20 protein-coding genes are annotated in these 23,335 nt (G+C 69.6%); 13 read left to right on the top strand and 7 right to left on the bottom strand.

What is annotated here, in order from left to right:
- The first annotated feature begins 20 nt into the window (after positions 1 to 20).
- The 6 genes from Amac_RS32125 to Amac_RS32100 all read left to right on the top strand — a co-directional run bounded on the left by Amac_RS32125 (position 21) and on the right by Amac_RS32100 (position 7,229).
- Positions 21 to 905: an AraC family transcriptional regulator gene (locus tag Amac_RS32125; RefSeq protein WP_155358170.1), complete on the top strand. Its 885-nt coding sequence runs from the start codon at positions 21 to 23 to the stop codon at positions 903 to 905.
- A gap of 283 nt (positions 906 to 1,188) precedes the next feature.
- A complete protein-coding gene (locus Amac_RS32120; protein ID WP_155358169.1) occupies positions 1,189 to 1,731 on the top strand; it encodes a (2Fe-2S)-binding protein in 543 nt (180 codons plus the stop codon).
- Complete coding sequence (locus Amac_RS32115; RefSeq protein ID WP_155358168.1) at positions 1,728 to 2,720, top strand: FAD binding domain-containing protein; 993 nt, start codon at positions 1,728 to 1,730, stop codon at positions 2,718 to 2,720. Before Amac_RS32120 ends, Amac_RS32115 begins: the two co-directional genes overlap by 4 nt.
- Positions 2,717 to 4,843 (top strand): xanthine dehydrogenase family protein molybdopterin-binding subunit, encoded by a 2,127-nt coding sequence (locus Amac_RS32110; RefSeq protein ID WP_155358167.1) that lies wholly within the window; start codon positions 2,717 to 2,719, stop codon positions 4,841 to 4,843. The genes Amac_RS32115 and Amac_RS32110 overlap by 4 nt, the downstream gene beginning before the upstream one ends.
- A gap of 76 nt (positions 4,844 to 4,919) precedes the next feature.
- The gene (locus Amac_RS32105) at positions 4,920 to 6,281 is read left to right on the top strand and encodes an MFS transporter (protein WP_155358166.1); all 1,362 of its coding nucleotides are present in this window, start codon (positions 4,920 to 4,922) and stop codon (positions 6,279 to 6,281) included.
- Positions 6,282 to 6,386: 105 nt separating this feature from the next.
- The gene (locus tag Amac_RS32100; protein WP_155358165.1) at positions 6,387 to 7,229 is read left to right on the top strand and encodes a DUF4394 domain-containing protein; all 843 of its coding nucleotides are present in this window, start codon (positions 6,387 to 6,389) and stop codon (positions 7,227 to 7,229) included.
- On the opposite strand, the gene Amac_RS32095 is transcribed toward Amac_RS32100, so the two are convergent.
- Positions 7,216 to 8,517, bottom strand: a complete 1,302-nt coding sequence (locus Amac_RS32095) for a sensor histidine kinase (protein ID WP_246268862.1) — start codon at positions 8,515 to 8,517, stop codon at positions 7,216 to 7,218. The two genes, Amac_RS32100 and Amac_RS32095, sit on opposite strands and share 14 nt — an antisense overlap.
- 390 nt (positions 8,518 to 8,907) lie before the next feature.
- Here Amac_RS32095 and Amac_RS32090 point away from each other — a divergent pair, with 390 nt between their 5' ends.
- Complete coding sequence (locus Amac_RS32090; RefSeq protein WP_170322768.1) at positions 8,908 to 9,336, top strand: cellulose binding domain-containing protein; 429 nt, start codon at positions 8,908 to 8,910, stop codon at positions 9,334 to 9,336.
- 97 nt (positions 9,337 to 9,433) lie between these two features.
- Here the strand turns inward: Amac_RS32090 and Amac_RS32085 are convergent, their stop codons facing one another.
- Together Amac_RS32085 and Amac_RS32080 are read right to left on the bottom strand one after the other, a co-directional pair.
- Positions 9,434 to 9,796 (bottom strand): cupin domain-containing protein, encoded by a 363-nt coding sequence (locus Amac_RS32085; protein WP_155358162.1) that lies wholly within the window; start codon positions 9,794 to 9,796, stop codon positions 9,434 to 9,436.
- Positions 9,797 to 9,938: 142 nt separating this feature from the next.
- Positions 9,939 to 10,772 carry an alpha/beta fold hydrolase gene (locus tag Amac_RS32080; protein ID WP_155358161.1) on the bottom strand — a complete coding sequence of 278 codons (834 nt, stop codon included), beginning with the start codon at positions 10,770 to 10,772 and terminating at the stop codon, positions 9,939 to 9,941.
- A 306-nt stretch (positions 10,773 to 11,078) separates the two neighbouring features.
- Here Amac_RS32080 and Amac_RS32075 point away from each other — a divergent pair, with 306 nt between their 5' ends.
- The 3 genes from Amac_RS32075 (at position 11,079) to Amac_RS32065 (ending at position 12,905) form a co-directional block, all read left to right on the top strand.
- Positions 11,079 to 11,378, top strand: coding sequence for a hypothetical protein (locus Amac_RS32075; protein ID WP_307729781.1), 300 nt, complete (start codon positions 11,079 to 11,081; stop codon positions 11,376 to 11,378).
- Between the two features lie 52 nt (positions 11,379 to 11,430).
- Entirely contained in the window at positions 11,431 to 12,198 is a 768-nt protein-coding gene (locus Amac_RS32070; RefSeq protein ID WP_155358160.1) for a class I SAM-dependent methyltransferase, read from the top strand.
- Positions 12,199 to 12,287: 89 nt separating this feature from the next.
- On the top strand, positions 12,288 to 12,905 hold the full coding sequence (locus Amac_RS32065) for a hypothetical protein (RefSeq protein WP_155358159.1): 618 nt from the start codon (positions 12,288 to 12,290) through the stop codon (positions 12,903 to 12,905).
- 44 nt (positions 12,906 to 12,949) lie between these two features.
- Here the strand turns inward: Amac_RS32065 and Amac_RS32060 are convergent, their stop codons facing one another.
- From Amac_RS32060 to Amac_RS32045, 4 genes are all read right to left on the bottom strand, one after another.
- Entirely contained in the window at positions 12,950 to 14,248 is a 1,299-nt protein-coding gene (locus Amac_RS32060; protein WP_155358158.1) for a DUF4331 domain-containing protein, read from the bottom strand.
- An 81-nt stretch (positions 14,249 to 14,329) separates the two neighbouring features.
- A complete protein-coding gene (locus Amac_RS32055) occupies positions 14,330 to 15,409 on the bottom strand; it encodes a tetratricopeptide repeat protein (RefSeq protein WP_155358157.1) in 1,080 nt (359 codons plus the stop codon).
- A 57-nt stretch (positions 15,410 to 15,466) separates the two neighbouring features.
- A complete protein-coding gene (locus Amac_RS57460; RefSeq protein ID WP_218041418.1) occupies positions 15,467 to 17,857 on the bottom strand; it encodes a galactose-binding domain-containing protein in 2,391 nt (796 codons plus the stop codon).
- Between the two features lie 145 nt (positions 17,858 to 18,002).
- Positions 18,003 to 19,937: a family 20 glycosylhydrolase gene (locus Amac_RS32045; protein ID WP_281356367.1), complete on the bottom strand. Its 1,935-nt coding sequence runs from the start codon at positions 19,935 to 19,937 to the stop codon at positions 18,003 to 18,005.
- A gap of 143 nt (positions 19,938 to 20,080) precedes the next feature.
- On the opposite strand from Amac_RS32045, the gene Amac_RS32040 reads away from it, so the two are divergent.
- The 3 genes from Amac_RS32040 (at position 20,081) to Amac_RS32030 (ending at position 23,305) form a co-directional block, all read left to right on the top strand.
- On the top strand, positions 20,081 to 21,208 hold the full coding sequence (locus tag Amac_RS32040) for an amidohydrolase family protein (protein ID WP_155358156.1): 1,128 nt from the start codon (positions 20,081 to 20,083) through the stop codon (positions 21,206 to 21,208).
- Between the two features lie 97 nt (positions 21,209 to 21,305).
- On the top strand, positions 21,306 to 22,115 hold the full coding sequence (locus tag Amac_RS32035; protein ID WP_155358155.1) for a class I SAM-dependent methyltransferase: 810 nt from the start codon (positions 21,306 to 21,308) through the stop codon (positions 22,113 to 22,115).
- The gene (locus tag Amac_RS32030) at positions 22,115 to 23,305 is read left to right on the top strand and encodes an isochorismate synthase (protein WP_155358154.1); all 1,191 of its coding nucleotides are present in this window, start codon (positions 22,115 to 22,117) and stop codon (positions 23,303 to 23,305) included. Before Amac_RS32035 ends, Amac_RS32030 begins: the two co-directional genes overlap by 1 nt.
- Positions 23,306 to 23,335: the final 30 nt, after the last annotated feature.

Below are 23,335 nucleotides of genomic sequence, written 5' to 3'. Positions count from 1 at the left end.
TGGGTGGTTCAATCGGCCCCGTGCTTCTCGACGAACTGCGCGATCTGATCGATCGGTACGCCCGGCCCGACTTGAGCTGCGCCATTGACGACGTCCTTCTGTTCCGGGCCGAGCGGCCCTACCCACCGACGCCGACGACGTACGGCAAGGTGCTCACCATCGTGGCCCAAGGCGCGAAGCGGTTCGCGCTGGGTGACCGGATCTACGAGTTCCGCGCCGGTCACTACCTCGTCGCGTCTGTCGATCTGCCGGTGACCAGCCATTTCACCGAGGCCAGTCCGGGGGCGCCGGGGCTCGGCGTCGGGCTGACCCTGCACCCGTCCGCGGTCGCCGACGTGCTGCTGGCCAAGCCCGGTGAGCTGCCGGACACCGGGCCTGCCGCCCCGCCGGGGCTGGCGGTCAGCACCACGCCGCCCGAACTCCTCGACGCCGTCGTCCGGCTGCTGCGGCTGCTCGACACCCCCAGGGACATCACCGTGCTCGCGCCGCTGATCAAGCGGGAGATCCTCTGGCGGCTCGTCACCGGTGAGCAGGGCGCGATCGTCCGCCAGTTCGGCCTGCCCGACAGCAGCCTCAGTCACATCGCCCGCGCGGTGCGGTGGATCCGGGACAACTACGCGCGGACGTTCCGGGTCGAGGAGATGGCGCGGCAGGCGGGCATGAGCGTGTCCACCTTCCACCGGAGCTTCCAGGCGGTCACCGAGATGAGCCCGATCCAGTTCCAGAAGCAGATCCGGCTCCAGCAGGCCCGGCTGCTGCTGGCCGCCCAGCCCGGTGACATCGCCGGGGTCAGCCGTCGCGTCGGCTACGACAGCCCGTCGCAGTTCAGCCGCGAATACCGCCGTCAATTCGGCGAGCCGCCGAGTCAGGACGCGGCCCGGCTGCACGCCTTCGAATCGGAATGACGTTTGTACAAAACTCGCGATCTCTTGCTCGATCCTGTCGGGAGATAGGAAGTAAAGGCGCGCCGATATAGCCTGCCCGGACATTCATTCGCGATGGGGGGCGTGGTCGTCGGATGCCTGATGCGGCGTCGCCGGGCGGCGTCGACAGTGGAATCGGCGGCGGAAAAGAGAATCAGGCAAGGAGTCGCGACCATCGCACAAGCCTTTCCGGTCGCCCGCTGATTACATGGAACGACATTCCGGAAACCCCTTCGGCCCTTTTTGCGTGGCGAGAGGAATGACGATGACTGATGACTTCTCCAGCGAGATCACGCTGGAGGTCAACGACGTGACCCATCGGCTCCGCGTAGACAACCGCAGGACACTGCTCGACGCGCTGCGCGAAGACGTCGGTCACACCGGCCCGAAGAAGGGCTGCGACCACGGGCAGTGCGGCGCGTGCACCGTCCTGGCCGACGGTCGGCGGGTGGTGTCCTGCCTGACGCTGGCCGTCGCCGCCGAGGGCGCGCGCGTCACCACGGTCGAGGGCCTTTCGGGCGAGGGCGGGTTGCGGCCGATCCAGGAGGCGTTCGTGCGGCTGGACGGGTTCCAGTGCGGGTTCTGCACGCCGGGGCAACTCTGCTCGGCGGTCGGCGCGCTGGCCGAACACGCGGCGGGCTGGCCGAGCGCCGCCACCGCCGACGTCTCCCCCGACGGGCCGACGACGGAACTCGACGCGGCGGAGGTGCGCGAGCGGATGAGCGGCAACCTGTGCCGCTGCGGCGCGTACCCGTCGATCGTGCGCGCCGTGCTCGAGACCGCTGCGCGTGCGGCGGTGACGGGATGAGGGAGTTCTCCTACCGGCGCGCCTCCGGGGTCCGCGAGGCCCTGACGCTGGTCGCCGAGCACGACGACGCCCGGTACCTGGGCGGCGGCACCAACCTCGTCGACCTGATGAAACACGGGGTCGAGACGCCCGGCCGCCTGGTGGACGTGCGGCGGCTCCCCCTGGGCGGCGTACGCGAGACCCCAGACGGCGGCCTGGCCATCGGCGCGACCACCACCAACAGCGACGCCGCCGCCCACCCCGAGGTGCGGCGCCGGTATCCGGCGCTGAGCCAGGCGGTGCTGGCGGGCGCGTCGGGCCAGTTGCGGAACATGGCCACGGTCGGCGGCAACCTGCTCCAGCGCACCCGCTGCGGATACTTCGCGGACCTGTCGCAACCGTGCAACAAGCGCGCGCCCGGCAGCGGCTGTGCGGCGATCACCGGCGCGCACCACAACCACGCCGTCCTCGGCTGGACCGGCCACTGCGCGGCGACCCACCCCTCGGACATGGCGGTGCCGCTGGCCGCGTTCGAGGCGGTGGTCCGGTACGAGACGCTCGAAGGACCCGGCGAGATCCCGCTGGCGGACTTCTACCTGCCGGTCGGCGACCGCCCCGACCTGGAGACGGCGTTGCCGCCCGGCGCGCTGATCACCGAGATCGTCCTACCGCCGGTCGCCGCCGCCCGGCGGTCGCGCTACCGGAAGGTCCGCGAGCGCGCGTCGTACGCCTTCGCCACCGTGTCGGTCGCGGTCGCCCTGGACGTCCACGACGGCTTCGTGCGGGACGCGCGCATCGCGCTCGGCGGGGTGGCCTCACGCCCGTGGCGGGCCCGTACCGCCGAGGAGGTGCTGCGGGACGCGCCCGCCACCCCCGACCGGTTCCGCGGCGCGGCCGAGGCGGAACTGGCCACCGCGGACCCGCTGCCCGGCAACGCGTACAAGGTGACGCTGGCGCGCAACCTCATCGAGGCCGTGCTGACCGAACTCGCAGAGAGGGACGGACGATGAGCACCGAACAACCGGCCACCGCCGCCATCGGCGACGCCCGCCCCCGGATCGAGGGCCGCCTCAAGGTCACCGGCGCCGCCCGGTACGCCGCCGACGAACCCGCGCCGGACCTCGCCCACGGCTGGGTGATCACCGCCACCGTCGCCAGGGGCCGGATCAGCGCCGTCGACGCCTCGGCCGCGCTCGGCATGCCCGGCGTGCTCGGCGTGCTCGACCACCGCAACGCGCCCCGGCTCGATCCCCGGGCGGGCAACTACTTCGGCCCCGACGGCAGTCTGCTGCTGTTGCAGGACGACGTCGTCCCGTACGCCGGCCGCCCGGTCGTCCTGGTCGTGGCGGAGACACCCGAACAGGCGCGGGCCGCCGCCGGGGCGGTCGTGGTGACCTACGAGCCGTACCCGCACGACGTGGACTTCCGGCTCGACCACCCCGCCGCCCGCCCGGCGTCCACCGCCTTCGGCCCGGAGGCCGACACCGGCGACATCGAGGCCGAGCTGGCCGCCTCGGCCGTCGTGGTGGACGAGCGGTACCGCACCCCCGAAGAGAACTGCTCCGCGATGGAGCCGCACGCCGCGACCGCGTGGTGGCAGGACGGCCACCTGCACGCCGTGGACTCCAACCAGGGGCCGTTCAGCGTGTCGCAGGTCCTGGCGACGTTGTTCGGCGTCGACAGGGACCACGTGCACATCAGGGCCGAGCACGTCGGCGGCGGTTTCGGCGCCAAGGGACCGTGCGGCCCGCAGGTGATCCTCGCCTCGATGGCGAGCCGGTCTTTCGGGCGTCCCGTCCGCGTCGTGCTCACCCGCGAGCAGGTGTTCCTGGCCACCGCGCTGCGCCCGCCGACCGACCAGTGGCTGCGTATCGGCGCCGACGCCGACGGCCGCCTGCGCGCCGTCCACCACCGCCCGGCGTTCGCGCTGTCCCCGCTGGCCGAGTACATCGAGTGGTGCACCGAGCAGGCCAGGACGTTGTACGCGGCCCCGGCGATCCGCACCGAGCTGACCGCCGTCCCGCTCGACATCCTGCCGCCGAGCCCGATGCGCGGGCCCGGTGCGACGCCCGGGTCGTTCGCCCTCGAATCGGCCATGGACGAGGTCGCGGAACGGCTCGGCCTCGACCCGCTCGACCTGCGGCTGCGCAACCAGCCCGCCGTCGGCCCGGTGTCCGGGCTGCCGTTCAGCAGCCGCCGCTCGGTGGCGTGCCTGCGGGAGGGGGCCCGCCGGTTCGGCTGGGCCGGGCGTGACCACCGGCCCCGGACGCGCCGCGAAGGACGGCTGCTCATCGGCACCGGACTAGCCGCCACCTGCTTCAGCGCCGGCGTCTTCCCCTCGACGGCGTCGATCACGGCGGAGGCCGACGGCACCTTCACCGTGGCCGTCGGCGCGACCGACATCGGCACCGGGGCACGCACCGCGCTGACCGCCGTGGCGGCCGACACGCTGGGCGTCGGGACCGAGCGGATCCGGATCCGGATCGCCGACAGCGACCTCGGCATGGCCTGGGGCGCCGGCGGTTCCCGCGGCACGACGTCCTGGTCGTTCGCGATCACCCAGGCCGCCGCGAAGCTGCGCGAACGGCTCGGCGACCCGGCCCGGCCGGTGACGGCCACCGTCGACACCACGGCGCTGATCGACTACCAGCCCGCGACGGAACGGCACACCTTCAGCGCGGTGTTCGCGGAGGTGAGCGTCGACCCGGCGACCGGTGAGGTACGCGTGCGCAGGATGCTCGGCATGTTCGCCGTCGGCCGGGTGATCAACCCGTTGCTGGCCCGCAGCCAGGTCGTCGGTGGAATGATCATGGGCCTGTCGATGGCCCTGCACGAGGAGGGCGTGCGCGACCCGGCCACCGGCAGGCAGGTCAACCCCGACTTCGCCGGCTATCACATCGCCGCGCACGCCGACGTGCCGGACATCGAGGCTGAATTCGTGCCCGACTACGAGCCGCAGGACCCGCTGGGTCTCAACGGCCTCGGCGAGATCGGCACGGCCGGCACGGCCGCCGCGATCGCCAACGCCGTCTGGCACGCCACCGGCGTACGTCAGCGCACGCTCCCGATCCGCCTGGACCGGGTGCTGGAGGCCGAGGGCGCCGAGGTGCGGGGAGCCGTCGGTGTTGCGTGAGGTGTGGCCGTTCGCCGGGCCGGTCGGCCGCTGCGCTCCGGCAGGCTGCCGATCCGGGCCGCCGGGGTGACGGCGCATGCTTGACTTCGGCGAGAGGGCACGGCCCCGTTCCGGGTCCGCGGTCATGCTGCTGTCCCTGTCGCTGGGCGGGCTGGCGTTCTCGGTGCTGCAGTCGCTGGTCGCCCCTGCGCTCCCGGCCATCGCCCGTGACCTGGGCGTCTCCACTGCCGACGCTAGCTGGGTGGTCACCGCCTATCTGCTGTCGGCCTCGGTGCTGACGCCCGTCCTCGGCCGGCTCGGCGACATGATGGGCAAACGCATGGTGCTGCTGGCCGTGCTCGGGCTGCTGGCGGCCGGGACGCTGCTGGCCGCGCTGGCGACGGACCTCGCGACGCTCGTCGTGGCGCGTGCCCTTCAGGGGGCGGCCGGGGCGATCATGCCGCTGTCCATCGGCATCGTGCGGGACGAGCTGCCGCGTGAGCGGGTCAGCGTCGTCATCGGGCTGCTGTCGGCGATGGTCGGGGTCGGCGCGGGGGTCGGCATCGTGGCCGCGGGGCCGGTCGTGGACCACCTGTCGTGGCACTGGTTGTTCTGGTTCTCCCTGATCGTCATCGCCGTCGCGCTGGCCGGAGCGGCCGCCGGGGTGCCCGGTCGGGGGCGGCGTTCGCCCGGCCGTCTCGACCTGCCGGGCACCGCGCTGCTCTCGGTGTCGCTGGTGGCCCTGCTACTGGCGATCAGCAAGGCCAGCGACTGGGGCTGGGGGCACCCGGCGACCCTCACGCTGCTCGGCACGGGGCTGCTCACGCTGCCGCTGTTCGTCCGGGTCGAACGCCGGACGCGCGAGCCGCTGATCGACCTGCGGCTGCTGCGGCCCCGGGGCGTCTGGGCCGCCGACCTGGTCAGCCTGCTGCTGGGGTTCGCGATGTTCGGCACGTTCCTGCTGGTGCCGGCCCTGCTCCTGCTGCCGGACGGCGGGTTCGGCGTGACCGTCACCGAGGCCGGCCTGTTCCTGCTGCCCACGACGCTGACGATGCTGGTCTCCGGGCCGCTGGCCGGTGTGCTGGTGCGCCGTCACGGGCCCCGGCCGCCGATGGTCGCCGGGGCCGCGGCGGTCGCGGGCGCGTTCGTGCTGCTCACCTTCGCGCACGAGGAGGCCTGGCAGATCCTGGCGGCCGGGGCACTCACCGGCGCGGGCATCGGCCTGGCGTTCGCGGCCATGCCCAACGCGATCATCGACGCCGTCCCCGCGGGCAACACCGGTGAGGCGACGAGCGTCAACAGCATCGCCAGAACCGTCGGCAGCAGCCTCGGCACCGCCGTCATCGCGCTCGTCCTGTCGGAAGGGAGCGGCCTGGCCTTCTCCACGGGCTTCGCGGTCTGCGCCGGGGTGAGCATCCTCGCGGTCATGGCCTCCTTCTTCCTACCAGCACGACCGTGACACCAGGTTTCTCGTTCCTGGAGGCTCCCGCTGGCAATCCGCATGCCGTACCGCGCCGAATGAGAGGTGTCGCCCTCGATTTCACTCATGCAAAGGAGCACGGACATGCGCAGGACTCTGGCCACCGGCCTGCTCGCGCTGGCGGCGGTCACCGTCGCCGCAGCACCCGCGAGCGCGAGCCGCGACAGCATCAAGGTCATCGGACTCACCAGCACGCAGCGACTGGTCATCTTCGAGGCCGGCAGCCCCGGTTCCACCTTCGTGATCGGCAAGGTCACGGCGCTCAAGGGGGACGGGAAGCTGGTCGGCATCGACTACCGCGTGCAGAACGGCAAGCTCTACGGCGTCGGCGACAAGGGGGGCGTCTACGTCGTCAGCCCCACCACCGCCAAGGCGACCAAGGTCTCCCAGCTCACGGTCGCCCTGACCGGGAAGAACTTCGGCGTCGACTTCAACCCGGCCGCCAACCGGCTGCGGGTGATCAGCGACACCGGGCAGAACCTCCGGCACAACATCGACGACCCCATGGGCGCGCCCGCCGCCGGCACCACCGCCACCGACGGCACGCTCACCAACCCGCCCGTGCCCCCGGCCACCACCGGCGCGACGGCGACCGGCGTCTCCGGCGCGGCCTACACCAACAACGACCTGAACCCCGCCACCGCGACCACCCTGTTCGACCTCGGCGCCGACCAGGTCAGCATCCAGTCTCCGGCCAACGCGGGCTCGCTGGCCCCGACCGGCAAACTGGGCGTGACGGCTTCCGGCGGCACCGGTTTCGATATCTTCAGCAGCCGTGGGAGCAACCGCGGTTTCGCCACGCTGAAGGTCTCCGGCGGCTACCGCTTCTACACCGTGGACCTGCTCACCGGCCGCGCCTCATCGCTGGGAGCCTTCCCGGCGAAGCAGCAGGTCGTCGACATCGCGGTGCCGCTCAAGCAGGGCTGACAGCCCCGTGTACGGGGACACGCAGGACAAAACGCGCCCCTCGCTCGCTGTCCTGAATGGTCAACGTGCCCCCGTGCGCCTCGGCGATTTCCCGCGCGATCGCGAGCCCCAACCCGGTTCCCCCCGAGTCCCGATCGCGCGAGGCGTCCAGCCGGGTGAATCGTTCGAAGACCATCTCCCGGTGTTCGAGAGCTATTCCGGCACCGTCGTCGACCACCTCCAGGATCGCCGCCGATCCCTCGGCTCGCACGCTGACGGTGACCTTTGAGGTGGCGTGACGTTCGGCGTTGTCGAGCAGGTTGACCAGCACCCGCGTGACCCGCAGCCGGTCACAGTCGATGAGCACGTTCGGCTGGAGATCCTTGACGATCTCCACCCGGTAGGCCCGGCGCTTCACCTCGGCACCGGCCAGCTCGCTCAGATCGGTCACCTCACGGCTGAGCGGGGCATGCGCGTCCAATCGGGCGAGGGTCAGCAGGTCGGTCACGATCGCCTGAAGCCGGTCGAGCCCGGCGAGCACCTCCTTGGTCATCTTCGGCCAGTCGGTGTCCCGCGGATACATGAGCGCATCGTCCAGCTGCACCCGCATCGCGGTGATCGGGCTGCGCAGGTCGTGGGAGGCGTCCGAGGTGAACTGCCGCAGCTGCTTGTACGCGCCTTCGAGCCGGTCCAGGGTGCCGTTCACCGTTTCGGCCAGGCACTTGAGCTCCGAATACCTCCCGTACTGGGGCACCGGGACCCGGCGATCGAGCCGGGTGGCGGTGATCTCCGCCAGTTCGGTACGGATGGCGTTCATCGGAGTCACCACCTTGGTGAGATCGCGGAACACCCACGCGGTCATCATCGTGGTCACCACCACGGACACGCAGACCGCCAGGAGCAGCGCGGTGACGTCGCCGTACCAGGGGACGATCGGGACCGCGATGTAGAGCGGCCAGATCCCATCCGGCTGGTACACCTTGTACGACACGACGGTCATGCAGCCCTTCAAGCCCGCCGGAGGGCACAACACCCGCGCGGCGCGCACGTTGCTGCTGGCCGGGAGGAAGGTGGCCATCGGCGGCTTGCCGACGAGCCCCCGGGTCGCCGCGACCGGCCGGCCATGCGCGTTCAGGACCTGAATCGCCTCGACCCTGCCCTTCTCCAGCACGGCGGGAAGGGGGCCTTCCCTGATGAGGGGCACCACCCGGCTCCAGGCCCCGGTGGCCCGATCCCGGGCCCTGTCCGCCTCCTTGGCACCCGCGAACAGGAGGAACAGAAAGCTGACCCCGACGCAGACCAGCGCCACGAGAGCCCCGGCCGCAAGTGTCCTACGCGCCCGAAACGATGATGATCGGTACCAGCTCAACATGCGACCCCCCGAATGTGAGGTGCTCACCCCCTTCTAGTCAAAGAACGGCGATGTCTGGCCACAACGTCCCGAACCAAGGCAAAGTTTCGGCGTGTGACCTGGGGCGATGCGTCATCTCACGACAATCGCACGGTCCCCACGGGGGATCAGCTCGCCGATCACGGGCGCGCCTGGGATCTCCCCGGCGATGAGCAATCCCGCCTGAAATCTTCAGGCCGGAGGCTCCGGTGAACTGCGCGGCGAATGGCGGGCGAGGGATGTCCGTTGACGCGGTCCAAAGGGGATCGGACGCTCACAGCGGATCGCTCATCAACAGGAAGGCGTGCCATGAGGTCGCTGAAATCCACGATCGCGCGGGTAGCCGCGGTCGCCCTCGCGTTACCGCTGTTCGTCGGCGCGGGCACGCCCGCGGCCACGGCGAGTTCGGCGGCGTACGGCTGTGCGGTGACCTACGACGCCACCGACTGGGGCACGGGATTCGTGGTGGCGCTGACCGTGAGCAATACGGGGACCATTACGTTCAGCCCGTGGATCCTGCAGTTCGTCTTCTCTGGCGACCAGCAGGTCATCTCGTCGTGGAGTGGGGTCTGGTCCCAGACACCGCCGAGCGTGCAGGCCACCAATCCCACCTGGTACGCGTCCATCGCTCCCGGCGCTTCCCATGGGATGGGCTTCACGGCCACCTATACCGGGGTGAACGCCAACCCGACCGGGGTCACGCTCAATGGCGTTCCGTGCGTGGTGACATTCCTCTGAGACGCAGCTCGACGGGACCGGCGGGACGGGATCTCGCCGGTCGTATTCGCCGCCGAATAATGTGGTCGCGCCAATCTTCCTGCCGAGCAGCTAATGCTCAGGCGTTCGTTGCCTTTGCGTATTCGGCGGCGCCGCCCGCGAAGTCGTACACGATGGCGGGTTCGTCGCCGACCACCCAGGCGTTGTGGCCCGGGGGGCAGACGAAGACGTCGCCGGGGCCGACTTCTGCTTCGGTGCCGTCGTTCATGCGGAAGCGCATGCGGCCGGTGACGACGAAGCCGTTGTGGCGGGTCTCGCAGAGTTCCGTGCCCGCGATGGACTTGACCGATTCGGACCAGCACCATCCGGGCTCGAAGGTGGCCACACCGAAGCTCAGGCCGGTCAGGTTGCATACTTCCAGGTGCCCCAGCGGGAAATCGCGGCGCTCGTCCGGCTTTTCGATGCTCTTGACCTCGATCATGACGTTCCCCCTCACGTCAGTCCCAGTCTTCCACCGCATATTTCTCCCCACAAGTTGCTCTACCTGGGCAAACACCTCTGCGACCCACGGTCCGGCATACCCCGACCTAAAGCACCGGCTGGTCCGGTACGCGCGGAAAGCGTCAGCGGGCGAGGAAGTCGAGTAGCGCCCGGTTGACCTCCTCGGGGTGGGTCCAGGGCACGTTGTGCGGACCCTTCTCGATCGTGACGAAGGTGAGGTCCCTGATCAGGCCAGGCAGCCGGGCGGCGGTGTTGGCGTAGGGCAGGATTCGGTCCTCCTCGCCGTGGATGAGCAGGGTCGGCACGTCGAATTTGAGCAGGTCCGGCCGGAAGTCGGTCAGCCAGGCGTCGATGCAGGCGTACGCCGCGTAGGGAGACGCGAGGACCGCCACGTTGAAGCTGTTCTGCCAGGCCTCGTCGCTGATCCGGGTGCCCCGGTAGACGTCGACGTTGTAGAAGTTGTCGAGGAACTCCTTGATGGCGGCGGGCCGGTCGTGCACGATCGCCTCCTTGAGGGCGTCGAACACCTTTCCGTCCACGCCTTCGGGGTTGTCGCCGGTCTGCAGGAGGAACGGCGGAAGTGCCCCGATGAGCACCGCGCGGCCGACCCGCTCCGAGCCGTACGTGCCGATATACCGCGCCACCTCGCCCGTGCCCATGGAGAAGCCGACCAGGTCGACTTCGTCCAGTTCGAGGTGGTCGAGCACCGCCTTGAGATCGTCGGTGAAGGTTCTGTAGTCGTAGCCGGTGGTGGGCTGGCTGGATTTGCCGAACCCGCGCCGGTCATAGGTGATCACGCGGTATCCGGCCCGCAGCAGCACGCGCTCCTGCTTCTCCCAGGCCCGGCCGTCCAGCGGGTACCCGTGCATCAGCACCACCGGCCGCCCCGCCCCGTGGTCCTCGAAGTGGATGTTGATGACGTCGCTGTTCTCCCGCCCAACCGTGACTTTCCCCATGAGTCCTCCCCCAAGGGACGTAGTTCCTACGGCCCAAGCTAGCAACGCCGTAATTGGCGATTTTTTGGGATTTTGCGGTACGGCACGGCACAGCCATCGCCCGTTTCATCCGAGCGGCACTGGCGTTGACGCATGATCGGCCCAGCCCCGAGCACCTGACCGGCTTGGCGAAGATATGCCGCAGAGTTGGCGGTGCCCGCCGCGCCCGACACCAAGCTGGTGCAAAATCGCCATATTTGTCTACTTATGTCGGGATTCCTGGTGGTTCTGCCGGGCAGAGTCCGATCAACAAGAGGGGGATGCCAGATGATCAATAAGATTCGTGAGAACGGTCTCACCTCCCAGCACATGTACATCGCCGGCTTCGCGTCCATGGGGCTTTCGATGGCGTCCTGGCTGCTCTCCAGGGCCGCGGGCGACGTCGGCATGGGGCGCGCCGACCACTGGGGGATCTTCATCGGACAGTGGGCGCCGACCTTCTTCACGCTCGGGATCGCCCTCCGGATCGAAGAGAGCATGGACGGGAAGCACGACATGATGGGCAAGTCCAAGACGGACATGGACTCCCGGATGGCCCGCAACGCGCGGATGGGCTCCCCGGCCTGAGAGCTAACGCGGGCGGGTTTCCGCATCGGCCCGCCCGCGTTAATCTGCTGCGATGGCCGAAGCCCGGACGACATTGCGGCACACGTTCAACACCGACGCCGAACTCTACGACCGTGTCAGGCCAGGCTATCCAGCTGAATTGTTCGACCAGCTGCCCACCGGGCGCGTGCTCGAAATCGGCTGCGGCACCGGCCAGGCCACCGAACCACTGGCCAGACGCGGCCGACCCATCGTCGCGATCGAATTGGGCGAACAATTGGCCGACGTCGCCAGGCGTAAACTCTCCCGATTCCCTCAAGTAGAAATCATCACCGCCGATTTCGAGACCTGGCCGCTGCCACCCGAGCCTTTCGACCTCGTCCTGGCCGCGACGTCATTTCACTGGATCGACCCGGACATCCGCGTGGCCAAGGCCGCACAAGCCCTGCGCCCGGGCGGAACGCTGGCCACCATCGCCACCCACCACGTATTCGGCGGAACCACCGCGTTCTTCGCCGACGCCCAGGAGTGCTACCTGCGCTTCGACCCCGACACCCCACCGGGCCTGCGCCTGCGACCCTCCGCCGAAATCCCCACGGATCGCGCCGAGATCGACGCGTCCCCCGACTTCGGCCCCGCCCGCTTCCACCGGTACGAATGGGACCAGCCCTACACCACCCAGGCCTACCTCGACGTCCTGACCACCTACTCCGGCCATATCGCCCTGCCGGCCCCGGCCAGAGCCGGACTCCTGCGCTGCATCGCCGACCTCATCGACAACAAGTACGGCGGCCGGATCGTCAAGCGCTACCTGACCGAACTCCGACTGGCCGACCGCTGATCACGGGATCTTTACCAAGATCAGCCACCGGCTCGCCTTCGCCCGGGAATCAAGATCAAGGTTGATTCTCCAAGCGAAGGAAATATCCCATGCGTATATCGACCGTTCTGGCCGGGGCTGCGCTCCTTCTTCTCACGCCCGCGATGACGCCGGCCCAAGCGGCCACGACATCCGCCGCGTCGCGCTGTTTCCAGTTGCCGTACTTCGGCCCGTGGGGGAAGGCCGACTTCGACTTCGGCCCCGCGACCGTCGAGCAGTTGAACCGCAACGGCATCCGGCTGGAGGGCATCACGCCAGTCCAGGTCAAGCGTGGCAACACCGGCATCTTCATGCCGATCGGCTGGCAGCAGGACCATATCGACCCGTGCCGTGGCGTTTTCTACCCGGGCGGGTTCCGGATGGTGAACGACAAGACCAAGGAGAACATCTCGTTCGAGCGGTTCTACCTGCGTGTGGACGGCGTCTATTTCAACATGTCGGTCAACGGAGGTCCGTCGGCGGAGCTCCGGGTCGGGACGTACAAGCTGCTGGAGTTCATGCCGACCATCGCCACGCCACGCCCGCTTGAGGGCGGCGTCGGGCCTCGCGTGTGGCCGTTCTACGTGGATTCCGGCTGGTCGAAGGCCGTCAAGCGGCTGAGCGGCTTCACGCCGCCGATCGGCCAGGTGCTGGGCAACCTGGACGCGGTCGTCAAGTACCTGCCGTAAACACGAGATCCCGGCCGCCGCGCGGCGGCCGGGATCTCCCAACGTTAGAAGCGGTGCGGCGGCGCCAGGTAGGGGAACGTCGGGCTGACCGCGGCCGTCGGCGCGGTGACCTTCTCGTTCGCGGTGATCAGCGACGGCGAGCCGGGCCCGGCAGGCTCCCCCATCAGCATCCGGACCAGCGTGGCGTGCGCGTCGTCACCGAGGCGGCGGCCGTTCGGGTAACCCTGAGGGTCGTCCTCCACCAGACCGAAACGGTTCGGGTGGCTGCTGGGCGGGATGCTCATGTTCAGCCGGAGCTGGTCGCTCGGGATGACGGCGGCCGGGTCGACGTCCTGGTTGAGGACGTGCGCGTTGAGATCGTCCCGGATCGTGCCCCGGATCGGCCCGGTGGACGTGGCCACTCCGGTGAAGAAGATCTGCCACAGGTCGCGGCGCGGCGCCGGGGGCACCTTGACGCTCCAGTTGTGCACCTTGATCAGCCTCGGCCCGATCGGGTTGAGCACGAAGTTGGTCAGCCGCGTGTTGTACCGGTCCTCGACCGGGGTCATCGAGTTGTACGTCTCCCCCATGGTGAACATGGTCACCACGTCCATGGCGGGATTGCCCATCCGCGACATCTGCGGATATCTGCCATCCAGCCCGCGACGTCCGGCCGTCGCCCAGATCCCGATCACCGGATTGCGCGTGGCATCCCCCTTCAACGCCAGTGTGGCCTTCGGCACCTGCAACACCATCGCGTTGACGTTGCCGTTCAGCACCTTGATCAGGTCGATCGGCGGGATGATCGGCGACCCCGTCATCGCCAGCCCCACCGTCTTGGCGTTGCTGAAGAACGAGTCCGCCGCCTTCGCGGCGAGCGTCCGGCCGCCGCCGGGCAGGTCCACGGTCGCTTCCGGCCGTCCCGCGCCGGTGGCCGCGAGGGGCACTACCCCGTTGCTCACCAGCGTCTTGACCGGCTCTCCGGGCCGGATCTCCTCCAGCTTGTACGGCTGGCTGGCCCCCACCTGCGTCCCGAACGTCCACCGATAGGTGAGATCCGGGGTGCCGGTCCCCCGCTGATCAATATGGATCTCGTAACGCGCGTCGGTGGCGAACCCCCGTCCGGAGAACTGCTGGATCGGGGCATAGTTGGAGACAAAGCACACCATGTCCGGGCTATCCGGGCAGACAAAGGCGTACAGGTCCGAGCCATCCATCTGCGGATCCAGGACCAGCCGCGGCGCGTCCACATGGCTGGCGGCCGTGCTCGTCCCCGTGCTGGGCCCGGCCAGCACGCCCCAGGTCATCGCCCCCACGGTCGCCGTGGTGACCACGGCCGGCAAGACTAGCTTGCTGCGTTTCACGCGTTCCTCCGATATTAATTAGAAAGTCGTGATCTGGTCAGCCGCAGCGGTGAATCGCCTGGTCGGCGGCTATGCGGCTGTCTATGGGACGGGTTTCTGATTAATGCTTTTAATCTCCGCCAGGTGACGGGCTTGGGTGCGCCCCGCATGCCGCAGCGCCCGGTCGAGGGCGTCGGCGACCTCGGGCGTCTTGCGTTGCCGCCACTCGGCGCGCAGCAGCCGGACCGCGGTCTCGGGGTCGCCGTGGCCGGTCTCGTAGCGGCCGATCGCGAGCCGGTCGCCGGTGGCGCGCACCATGGCGAAGTGGGCCTGCGCCTCCCGGTCCCGGCCGAGCTTGAGGAGGAGCTCGCCGTACTCCAGCAGGAAGGCCGGGGCGGGCAGGCGGTTGACGGCGGCCTGGTAGCTCGCCGCGGCTTCGGCGGTCGCGCCGAGCGCGGCCTGCGCTCTGGCGCGGCCCGCCAGCGCGTACGCGTAGCCGGAGTCGGCCTGGAGGGCCTGCTCGTAGGAGCGGAGGGCAGCGGCGGGGTCGGTCTGCAGTTCGCCCAGGCGGTGGTGGCAGAAGGCGACGTCCACCGGGTCGACGGCCGTGTCGGCGGCCCGGCGCAGTGCGCCGACGGCTCGGGCGGGCCGGCCGCGCAGCTCGTACATGCGGGCGGCGCGGGTGAAGGTGGCCACGTCGGCGCGCAGGGCCATCAGGCGGTCGAGCGCCCGCTCAGCGCGGGCGGGCTGGCCGCGCTCGATGGCGGCATCGAAGAGCACCGCGTAGGTGGAGGCCCGGCGCGGGTCGGCGCGCCGGGCTTTGATCCCCCAGGCGTAGCCCTTCGCGAAGTCGTGCTTGATGTTGGCCACGGCGCCCAGACCGACAATGGCGTCCAGGTTGCCGGGATCCAGCCGGGTGGCTTCCTGGAGCGCGCCTTCGGCCTTGGGCACGTACGCGCTCTGACCCGTCCGCCGGGCCCGTTCCGCGTAGAGGTTGCCGAGCGACGCCCAGGTTCTCGCGTCGCCGGGATGCGCGCGCAGATACTCCTGCGTCCGCGCCAGCAGATCAACCTGAGGGGGCTGCGACGACCCGCCCGAACCGCCCGGCCCGAGCATGGTCAGCGCGGCGGCGACGATCACGCCGGCGCCCAGCGTCCTGGCCTGCACCATGAAGGCGATCATGGTACGCCACCGACCGGCGCCGATCGCGGCGCCGGTCAGCGGCGGGTAATAAGCGCCTCAGGACTGGTAGACCTCGAACTCCGACAGCTGGCCGGCCGGCCAGCCCGTGTTGCCGGTGATGTTCAGCCGCACGTAGCGGGTGGACGTGCCCGCGAACGTGATCGTCACGGTGTTGCCGGTGGTCGGGTTGAAGACGTATCCCGCCGAACCCACGATGGTGCTGAACGAGGAGCCGTTCGTGCTGCCCTGAACGGACAACGTCTGGGTACGCGTCTGCCACGCGGACGGCGGCGGCAACTTGAGCACGATCCTGCCGACCGTGATGGCAGCCCCCAGATCGACCTGGATCCACTGCGGGAACACGTTGTTGGCGCTCTCCCAGTAGGAACCGGCGTCGCCGTCGACCGCGTTGCCGGAGCCCAGGTTCTGGGTGTGGCTGCTCTCAGCGGTGGGCTTGCCGCGGGCCAGGTTGACGTTGGGCGCGGCGTCAGTGGTGACGTTCAGCGGGGAGGACGGTTGCGAGGTGTTCCCGGCCGCGTCACGGGCGACGACGGTGAAACTGTAGGCGGTCGCCGGGGTGAGGCCGGTGATGGTGGTGGAGGTGCCGGTCGGGCTGGCCACGGCGGTGCCGTTCTGCCTGACCTCGTAGCCGACCACGCCCACGTTGTCGGTGGAGGCGCTCCAGGACAGGGAGACGCTGGTGGCGGTCTTGCCGGTCAGGGTGAGGTTGCCCGGCACGGTGGGCGGCTCGTTCTCGCCGATGACCGTCGTGCCGTACACCTCGAATTCGGCGAGCTGCGCGGCGGGCCAGCCGGTGTTCCCGGAGAAGTTGAGCCGGACATATCGCGCGGTCCCGGACGGGATATTGATGGTCACCATATTTCCGGTGGCCGCGTTGAACGTGAACGCGGTCGGGCCCGCGAAGTTCGTGTAGGTCGTGCCGTTGGTGCTGCCCTGGACCTGGATGGTCTGGTTGCGGGTCCCCCAGGCGGGCTGTGGCGGCAGCTTGAGCACCACCCTGCCGATGTTCGCCGTCGACCCGAGGTCCACCTGGATCCACTGCGGGAATCCGTTCAGGCTCTCCCAGTACGAACCGGCGTTGCCGTCGACGGCATTGGACGGGGGGTAGCCCGGGTTCGTGCTGCTCGCGGTCACCGACTTCCCGCGCGCCAGATTCGGGTTGGGGTCGACGATGATCATCGGCACGGTGGGCCGTACCGGCGTGAGGGCGATCTGGCCTTTCAGCATGCGCCCGCCGTCGCCGGTCAGCCGCAGGTAGTAGTCCGACGAGCAGGCCGTCCCGTCCTCGTCCAGGGCCAGCAGGCCCGAGTTGGCCGGCACGGTCGCCAGCGTCTCGGCGGTCTTGGCGATCTGGTTGCCCTCGTTGAACTCGTCGAACATGGAGATGTAGATGCCCTGGCAGCCCGCCCGGATGACGTTGTAGAACTGCCGCCACATGAAGTCGCCGTGCGCGCGGTGCCGGGCGGTGACCTCGCCAGGCAGCACGCACGGCTGGTAGTCGATGCCGCGCGCGTTGCAGTGCGCCTGGTCCGGCACGAGCAGGTTGGTGTAGTGGTTGTCCGCCTCGCCGACGTTCCTGATCCGGCCGACCATCCACGGCGAGATCATGTCGTAGGCGTTGTAGACGTCGATGAAGCCGGGGCGGGAGTCGTTGATGCCCTGCCGCCAATGCGTCGGGACCCCGCCCATCACGTAGCAGCCCTGGGCCTTGAACCAGTTGACGACGTCCAGGCAGGGGCCGGGGGCGAACGGGCGGCTGGGCTCGCTGAAGCCGAAGCCCCAGAGGCCGACGACGGGTTTGCCGTTCTGCTTGGCGTACATGGGGGAGGCGACGTGGGCCGACATCTTGGTCAGCCAGTCGGTTTTCACCTCCGACTGCATGTTCAGCCAGTCGGTGAGGTCGTACATGACGTACCACTTGACGGTGTTGGCCTCGGCCGCCTGCCGGACCTTCTGCGCCATGGCGTCCCGCGTGGGACCTTCGGCGCCGTTGGGGTTGAACCGCTGCAACGCGGCCGTGTCGATGGTGTTCTCCCGCATCCAGCGGAAGTGGGTGTCGACCGTCTGCTGGTCCCAGCTGGAGAACAGCGTGGCGGGCTGCCCGTTGTTCAGGTTCGAGTACGCGGTGACGTAGCTGTTGGTGTACTCCCGCATGTCGGGCCAGGCCACGATGGTGTTGTTGCCCGGCGACGGCGGCACCTGGTTGTTGTTGCCGCTCCAATGCCACCAGGCGTTGATCGGCGCGCCGTCCCCCTTGCAGGCGAACCACCCCTGATAGCCCACCGTGATCTTCCCGACCACGTCCCCCGGCGGGCTCGCCGCGTTCGCCGCGCCGGCCATCGTCGCCAGCACTCCGGTCGTCGACGCCGCCGCCAGGGCGGATCCGGTCACCGCGGAGGCCAAGAACCCCCGACGTGAGATCTCCACGCGCACTCCTCTGTGAGGGGGCGCGGATCAGGACGCGTGAACCGCGCGCCAGAAAGGCTCGGATCCCCATCGTGACAGGATCCGATACATGAGTGCAATAGTTGGAAATCTCAACGCAATCTTACGAGATCAACACCGCAAGAACTCAACGTTGCACTTCGAGATAGTCGACGTTCGGGCCGCCGCTCGCGGTGGTGGCTGTGGCCCGGATGGTGGAAGTTCCGGCGGGTAGCGTCACCGTCAGCGTCCTGGTCTGCCAGGTTGTCCAGGCGCCGGTGCCCGTGAAGGCGAACTCGTCGGCGACCAAGGTGCCGTTGACGGTGATGTCCATGGGACGGTTGGCCGTGGTGCCGTTGGCGTAGCGGAGGCGGAGGGTGGCCGTGCCCGCGGTGGGGGCGGTGACCGTCCACTGGACGCTGCTGCCCACGGCGCTGTCGTAGTTGACGAAGCCGGTGCCGGAGTAGCCGGCGTGGTTGGACTCGACGACGCCCTGGGTGATGGCGGCGTTCTCGGCTTCGTACCGGACGGTCGTGCCCGATGTGGGCCAGGCGATCTGGGGGGAGCGGTAGAAGTCGATGCCCATGATCGTCCAGCGCGGGCCCTGGACGGCCAGGCGGGCGCGGAAGGCCGTCCAGTTGTGGGTGGACCACGGGGACCAGCCGAGTTCGGCGATGGCGGGCAGGCGGGGGAAGGCCATGAACTCGATGTGGTCCTCGGTGACGATCGTCTCGGTCCACATCGGGGCCTCGACGCCGAGGACGGCGGTGGCGGGCACGCCGCTCAGGTGGGCGCCGGGGTTCCACTCGTAGGCGGTCTGCACCTCGATGAGGCCCGCCCAGCTGAGCCCGATCGGGGTGGCGTTGGTGTATTTCATGTCGAGGTAGGCCTTGTTGGCCGGTGACATGACGACCTTCGCGCCGCGCGAGACGGCGGTGCTCACCAGCGAGTCGGACGTGGTGGTGCCCCAGTACTGCACGATCCGGTTCGCCGAGTGTTGCACGGCCGAGGCGCCGATCTGGTGCCAGCCCATGACGGCCTTGTTCTTGCCGGTCACCAGCGGCTGCACCCGGTTCATGAAGGTGGCGTACTGGGCGGCTGAGGTCGCGTCCGCCTCGTCGCCGCCGACGTGCAGGTACGGCCCGGGCGTCAGCGCCGCGAGCTCGGTCAGCACGTCGTTGACGAAGGTGTAGGTGATCTCCTTGGTCGTGCAGAGCGAGCTGAACCCGACGGCGGTTCCGGTGTAGAGCGCGGGGGCGACGCCGTTGCAGTTGAGGTCGGCGTAGGAGGCGAGCGCGGCGTTGGTGTGCCCCGGCATGTCGATCTCGGGCACGATCGTGATGTGCCGGGCCGCGGCGTACGCGACGATGTCCTGGAACTGCGCCTTCGTGTAGTACCCGCCGGGGCCGCCGCCCACCTGGGTGCTGCCGCCGAAGGTGGCCAGCCGGGGCCAGGAGTCCACCACGATCCGCCAGCCCTGGTCGTCGGACAGGTGCAGGTGTAAGTAGTTGATCTTGTAGAGCGCGATCCGGTCGATGTGCTGCTTGATCGTGGCCACCGGGTGGAAGTGCCGCGCCACGTCGAGCATCGTGCCCCGGTAGGGGAACCTCGGATAGTCCACGATCCTGCCCCCGGGAACCGTCCAGGGCCCCGGGCGCACGGTCGTGCTCTCGATCTCCGGCGGCAGCAGCTGCCGCAGCGTCTGGACCCCGTTGAACAGGCCGGTCGCCGTCTGCGCCCGTAGCACCACGGTGGCGGCGGTCACGTCGAGCTGGTATCCCTGCGCGCCCACGCTCGGGTCGGCACCGCTGAGCAGCAAGGAGATGCCACTGGTGGGTTCACCCGATCCGGCGCTCGCGATCGGCAGCGCGTACCCGGTCGAACGCCGCAGAATACCCGCCAGATAAGTCCCGACATCGGCCGATCCCGCCTGGGTGAAGATGCTCGCCCCCGACGGGAGCGTGTAGGTCGCCGCCGACGGCTGCATGCTCACCGGCACCGGTACGACATCCGCCATCGTGGCCGCCACCGCCGGCGCCGACGCGGGCACGATCACTGCGGTGCTGGCCAGAAGCACTGCCACGAAAACACGCGCGAACCGGGTCACAAGCGCCTCCCAGACTGTTAATTAGTAAGCTTTATTTACAGTTCACCAGCCGTCAAGACCCGTTTCGAGTACGGGGGTACTCATGCCCCAGCCCCCCGACCCGCAGTGCAATCGATCACATGCAAACCATTCGCGCGCAGCGCATCTTCGACGGACACAACCTGATCCACTCGCGGGCGGTGGTCGTGGACGGCGGGCGGATCATCGCGCTCCTCGACGACGCCGAGGACGCCCTCGACCTGGGCGACGTGACCCTCCTGCCCGGCCTGATCGACACCCACGTGCACCTCGCCTTCGACGCCAGCCTCGACCCCATCGGCCACCTCGACGAGGACGGCCTCTACGAGCGCATGCGTACGGCCGCGCAACTGCACCTGGCCGCCGGGGTGACCACCATCCGCGACCTGGGCGACAAGGACTACCTGGCCATCAAACTGGCCCAGGAGTTCACCGACGGCCCCGAGATCCTCTCGGCCGGAGCGCCCATCACCTCACCCCGGGGTCACTGCTGGTTCCTCGGCGGCGAGGCCGAAGGCGAGAAAGGCATCCGCGAAGCCGTACGGGAAAGAGCCGCGCGCGGCGCGAAAGCCATCAAGATGATGGTGACCGGTGGCGAGATGACTCCTGGCACCCACTCCCACCTGCTGCAGTTCACCCCCGCCGAGATTCGCGCCGCCGCCGAGGAGGCGCACCTGCACGGCCTGCCCATCACCGGCCACGCGCACGCCTCCGTGGGCATCGCCGCCGCGCTCGACGCGGGATTCGACTCGATCGAACATGTCTCCTTCTTGACCGAGGACGGCGTGAGCCCCGACCGCGAGCTGATCGCCCGGCTGGCTGAAAGCGGGATCTTCGCCTCGCTGACGGTCGGCGTGCTGCCTGGCTTCAACCCGCCGCCCGTGATCGCCCGCCGCCTTCCCGGGCTGGCCGAGGGCATGCGCCTGCTGCACGCGGCCGGGGTCCAGATCATCGGCGGCAGCGACGCGGGCATCGGCCCGGTCAAGCCGCACGGCATCCTCCCCTACGGCGGCGAGATGCTGGTCGACTTCGCCGGGTGCACCCCCACCGAGGTCCTCCGCTCGTTCACCAGCCTGGCCGCCCGCGCCTGCCGCGTCGACGACCGCAAGGGCAGGATCGCCCCCGGCTTCGACGCCGACCTGCTCGCGGTCGCCGGCGACCCGACCAAGGACCACCGCCTGCTCCAGCGCCCGGCGGCCGTCTTCCGGCGGGGAATCCGCACTTCCTGAGAAACCGGCCAAGTCGCGAGTGTCGAGATACTTACTCAGAGTAACGACTGTCTAGCATGCGGAACTGGTCCATCTGCTTCTTTCGGGGGAGACCCAGTTGGCGCATGCCACCAAGCCGCACTACGTGTTCGACAACGACGGAGCTCACTCGGCCGACCAGCACCGATGTCTGGCCGACCTGCTCGATCCGCTGACCTTCGAGCGTCTCGCCCGCACCGGGGTGACCGCGGGGTGGCACTGCCTGGAGATCGGCGCGGGCGGCGGCAGCGTCGCCCGCTGGCTGGCCGAACGGGTCGCGCCCCAGGGCAGCGTGCTGGCCACGGACATCAAGCCGGGCCTCATCCCCGCCCATCCGGGCCTCACCGTCACCCGCCACGACATCGTCCATGATCCGCTGCCGGACGCGGGCTTCGACCTGGTGCACGCCCGGCTGGTGCTCAGCCACCTGCCGGATCGGCAGCACGTGCTGGCCCGCCTGCTGCGGGCGCTCCGCCCGGGCGGCTGGCTGCAGCTCGACGAGATCGACATCACCCACTGGCCCGCGCTACTCACGCCGGACGAGCAGGCGCGGGAACTCTACGAGACCTACCTCACCACGCTGGCCACCGTGCTGGACGCGGTCGGGGCCGACCCGACCTGGGGCAGGTCGGTTGCCCAGGCGGTCGCCGAGGCGGGCTTCACCAACGTGGACCCGGCCTGCAAGACCGAGGTATGGGGTCCTGATTCGCCCGGCCTCGGCCTGCTGATCAGCAACAGCCACCACCTGGAAGCCCAGCTGCTGGCCGCGGGCATGACCTCCGCCCAGCTCACCGGCGTCCGGAAGCTCATGGCCGAGCCCGGTTTCCGCGCGGTCTCCTTCACCGTGCACAGCGTGCACGCGCGCCGCCCGGCGGGAGGTGCGGCCTGATGGAGCTGGTCCGCACCGTCAAGATCGACGATCCCGGCTCATTACTGGAGGTCGCGCCGCACGCCGGAGCCACCTTATGGCTGCGCGGCGGCGACGGGATGGTGGCCTGGGGAGAGGCCGCCCGGCTCGAGATCTCCGGTCCCGACCGCTTCGACCTGGCCCGCCGCTGGTGGCGGCGGTTCACGGCCGTCAGCCGGATCAGCGACGAGGTCGAGCGCCCGGGCTCGGGCCCGATCGTCTTCGGCAGCTTCACCTTCGACGACGGCCCGGGAAAATCCGTGCTGATCGTGCCCCGGGTGGTGATCGGCCGCCGGGACGGGATCGCCTGGAAGACCACGGTCGGCGACCCCGAGGAGCTGCCCCGCGTCCCCTGGGATCCGCTGCCGCACGTCGACTGGCGCCCTGAACCGGGGGCCAGGGCCCGCTGGCACAGCGCGGTCACCCAGGCCGTCCAGGACATCAAGGCCGACCGGCTGGAGAAGGTGGTGCTGGCCAGGGACCTCCGCGGCCGCCTGGCGAGTCCCTTCGACCCGCGCACCGCCCTCGCCCGCCTGACCGAACGTTTCCCTTCCTGCTGGTCCTTCGCGGTGGACGGCCTGGTCGGCGCGTCCCCCGAACTGCTGGCCAGCCGGCACGGCCGCGACATCACCTCCCTGGTGCTAGCCGGTACGGCCTGGCCGGGCGGCGCCCACAACCTGGTCACGCCCAAGAACTCGGTGGAGCACTCGCTGGCCGCCGACTCGGCCATCGCCGTCCTGGAGGCGTACTGCGACACCCTGGACGTGCCCACCCCGCACGTGCTCCGGCTGGCCAACGTCACCCACCTGGCCACCATGATCACCGGCACGCTGAGCGGCGACACCGACGCGCTCGCCCTCGCGGGGCGGCTGCATCCGACCGCCGCCGTGTGCGGCACGCCCACCCACCAGGCGCGGGAACTGCTGCGCTCCCTGGAGTGCCTGGACCGGGACCGGTACGCCGCCCCGGTCGGCTGGCAGGACTCCCGGGGCGACGGGGAATGGTGCATCGCCCTGCGTTGCGCCCGGGTGAGCGGCCAGGAGCTGCGGTTGTTCGCCGGGTGCGGCATCGTCGCCGGTTCCAGCCCGGCGGCCGAGTGGCAGGAGACCGAGGCCAAGCTGGGTGCGGTCCGCGACATCTTCGGCGTCCGCGAGGCCGTGGGGAGCTTCTAGAGTGCAGGCAGGACGATATTGGGGAGTGGG

This window comes from Acrocarpospora macrocephala (genome assembly GCF_009687865.1).
Classification (GTDB): domain Bacteria; phylum Actinomycetota; class Actinomycetes; order Streptosporangiales; family Streptosporangiaceae; genus Acrocarpospora; species Acrocarpospora macrocephala.
Note: the sequence above shows the minus strand (reverse complement) of the source record. Positions and strands in the feature narration are given on the sequence as shown.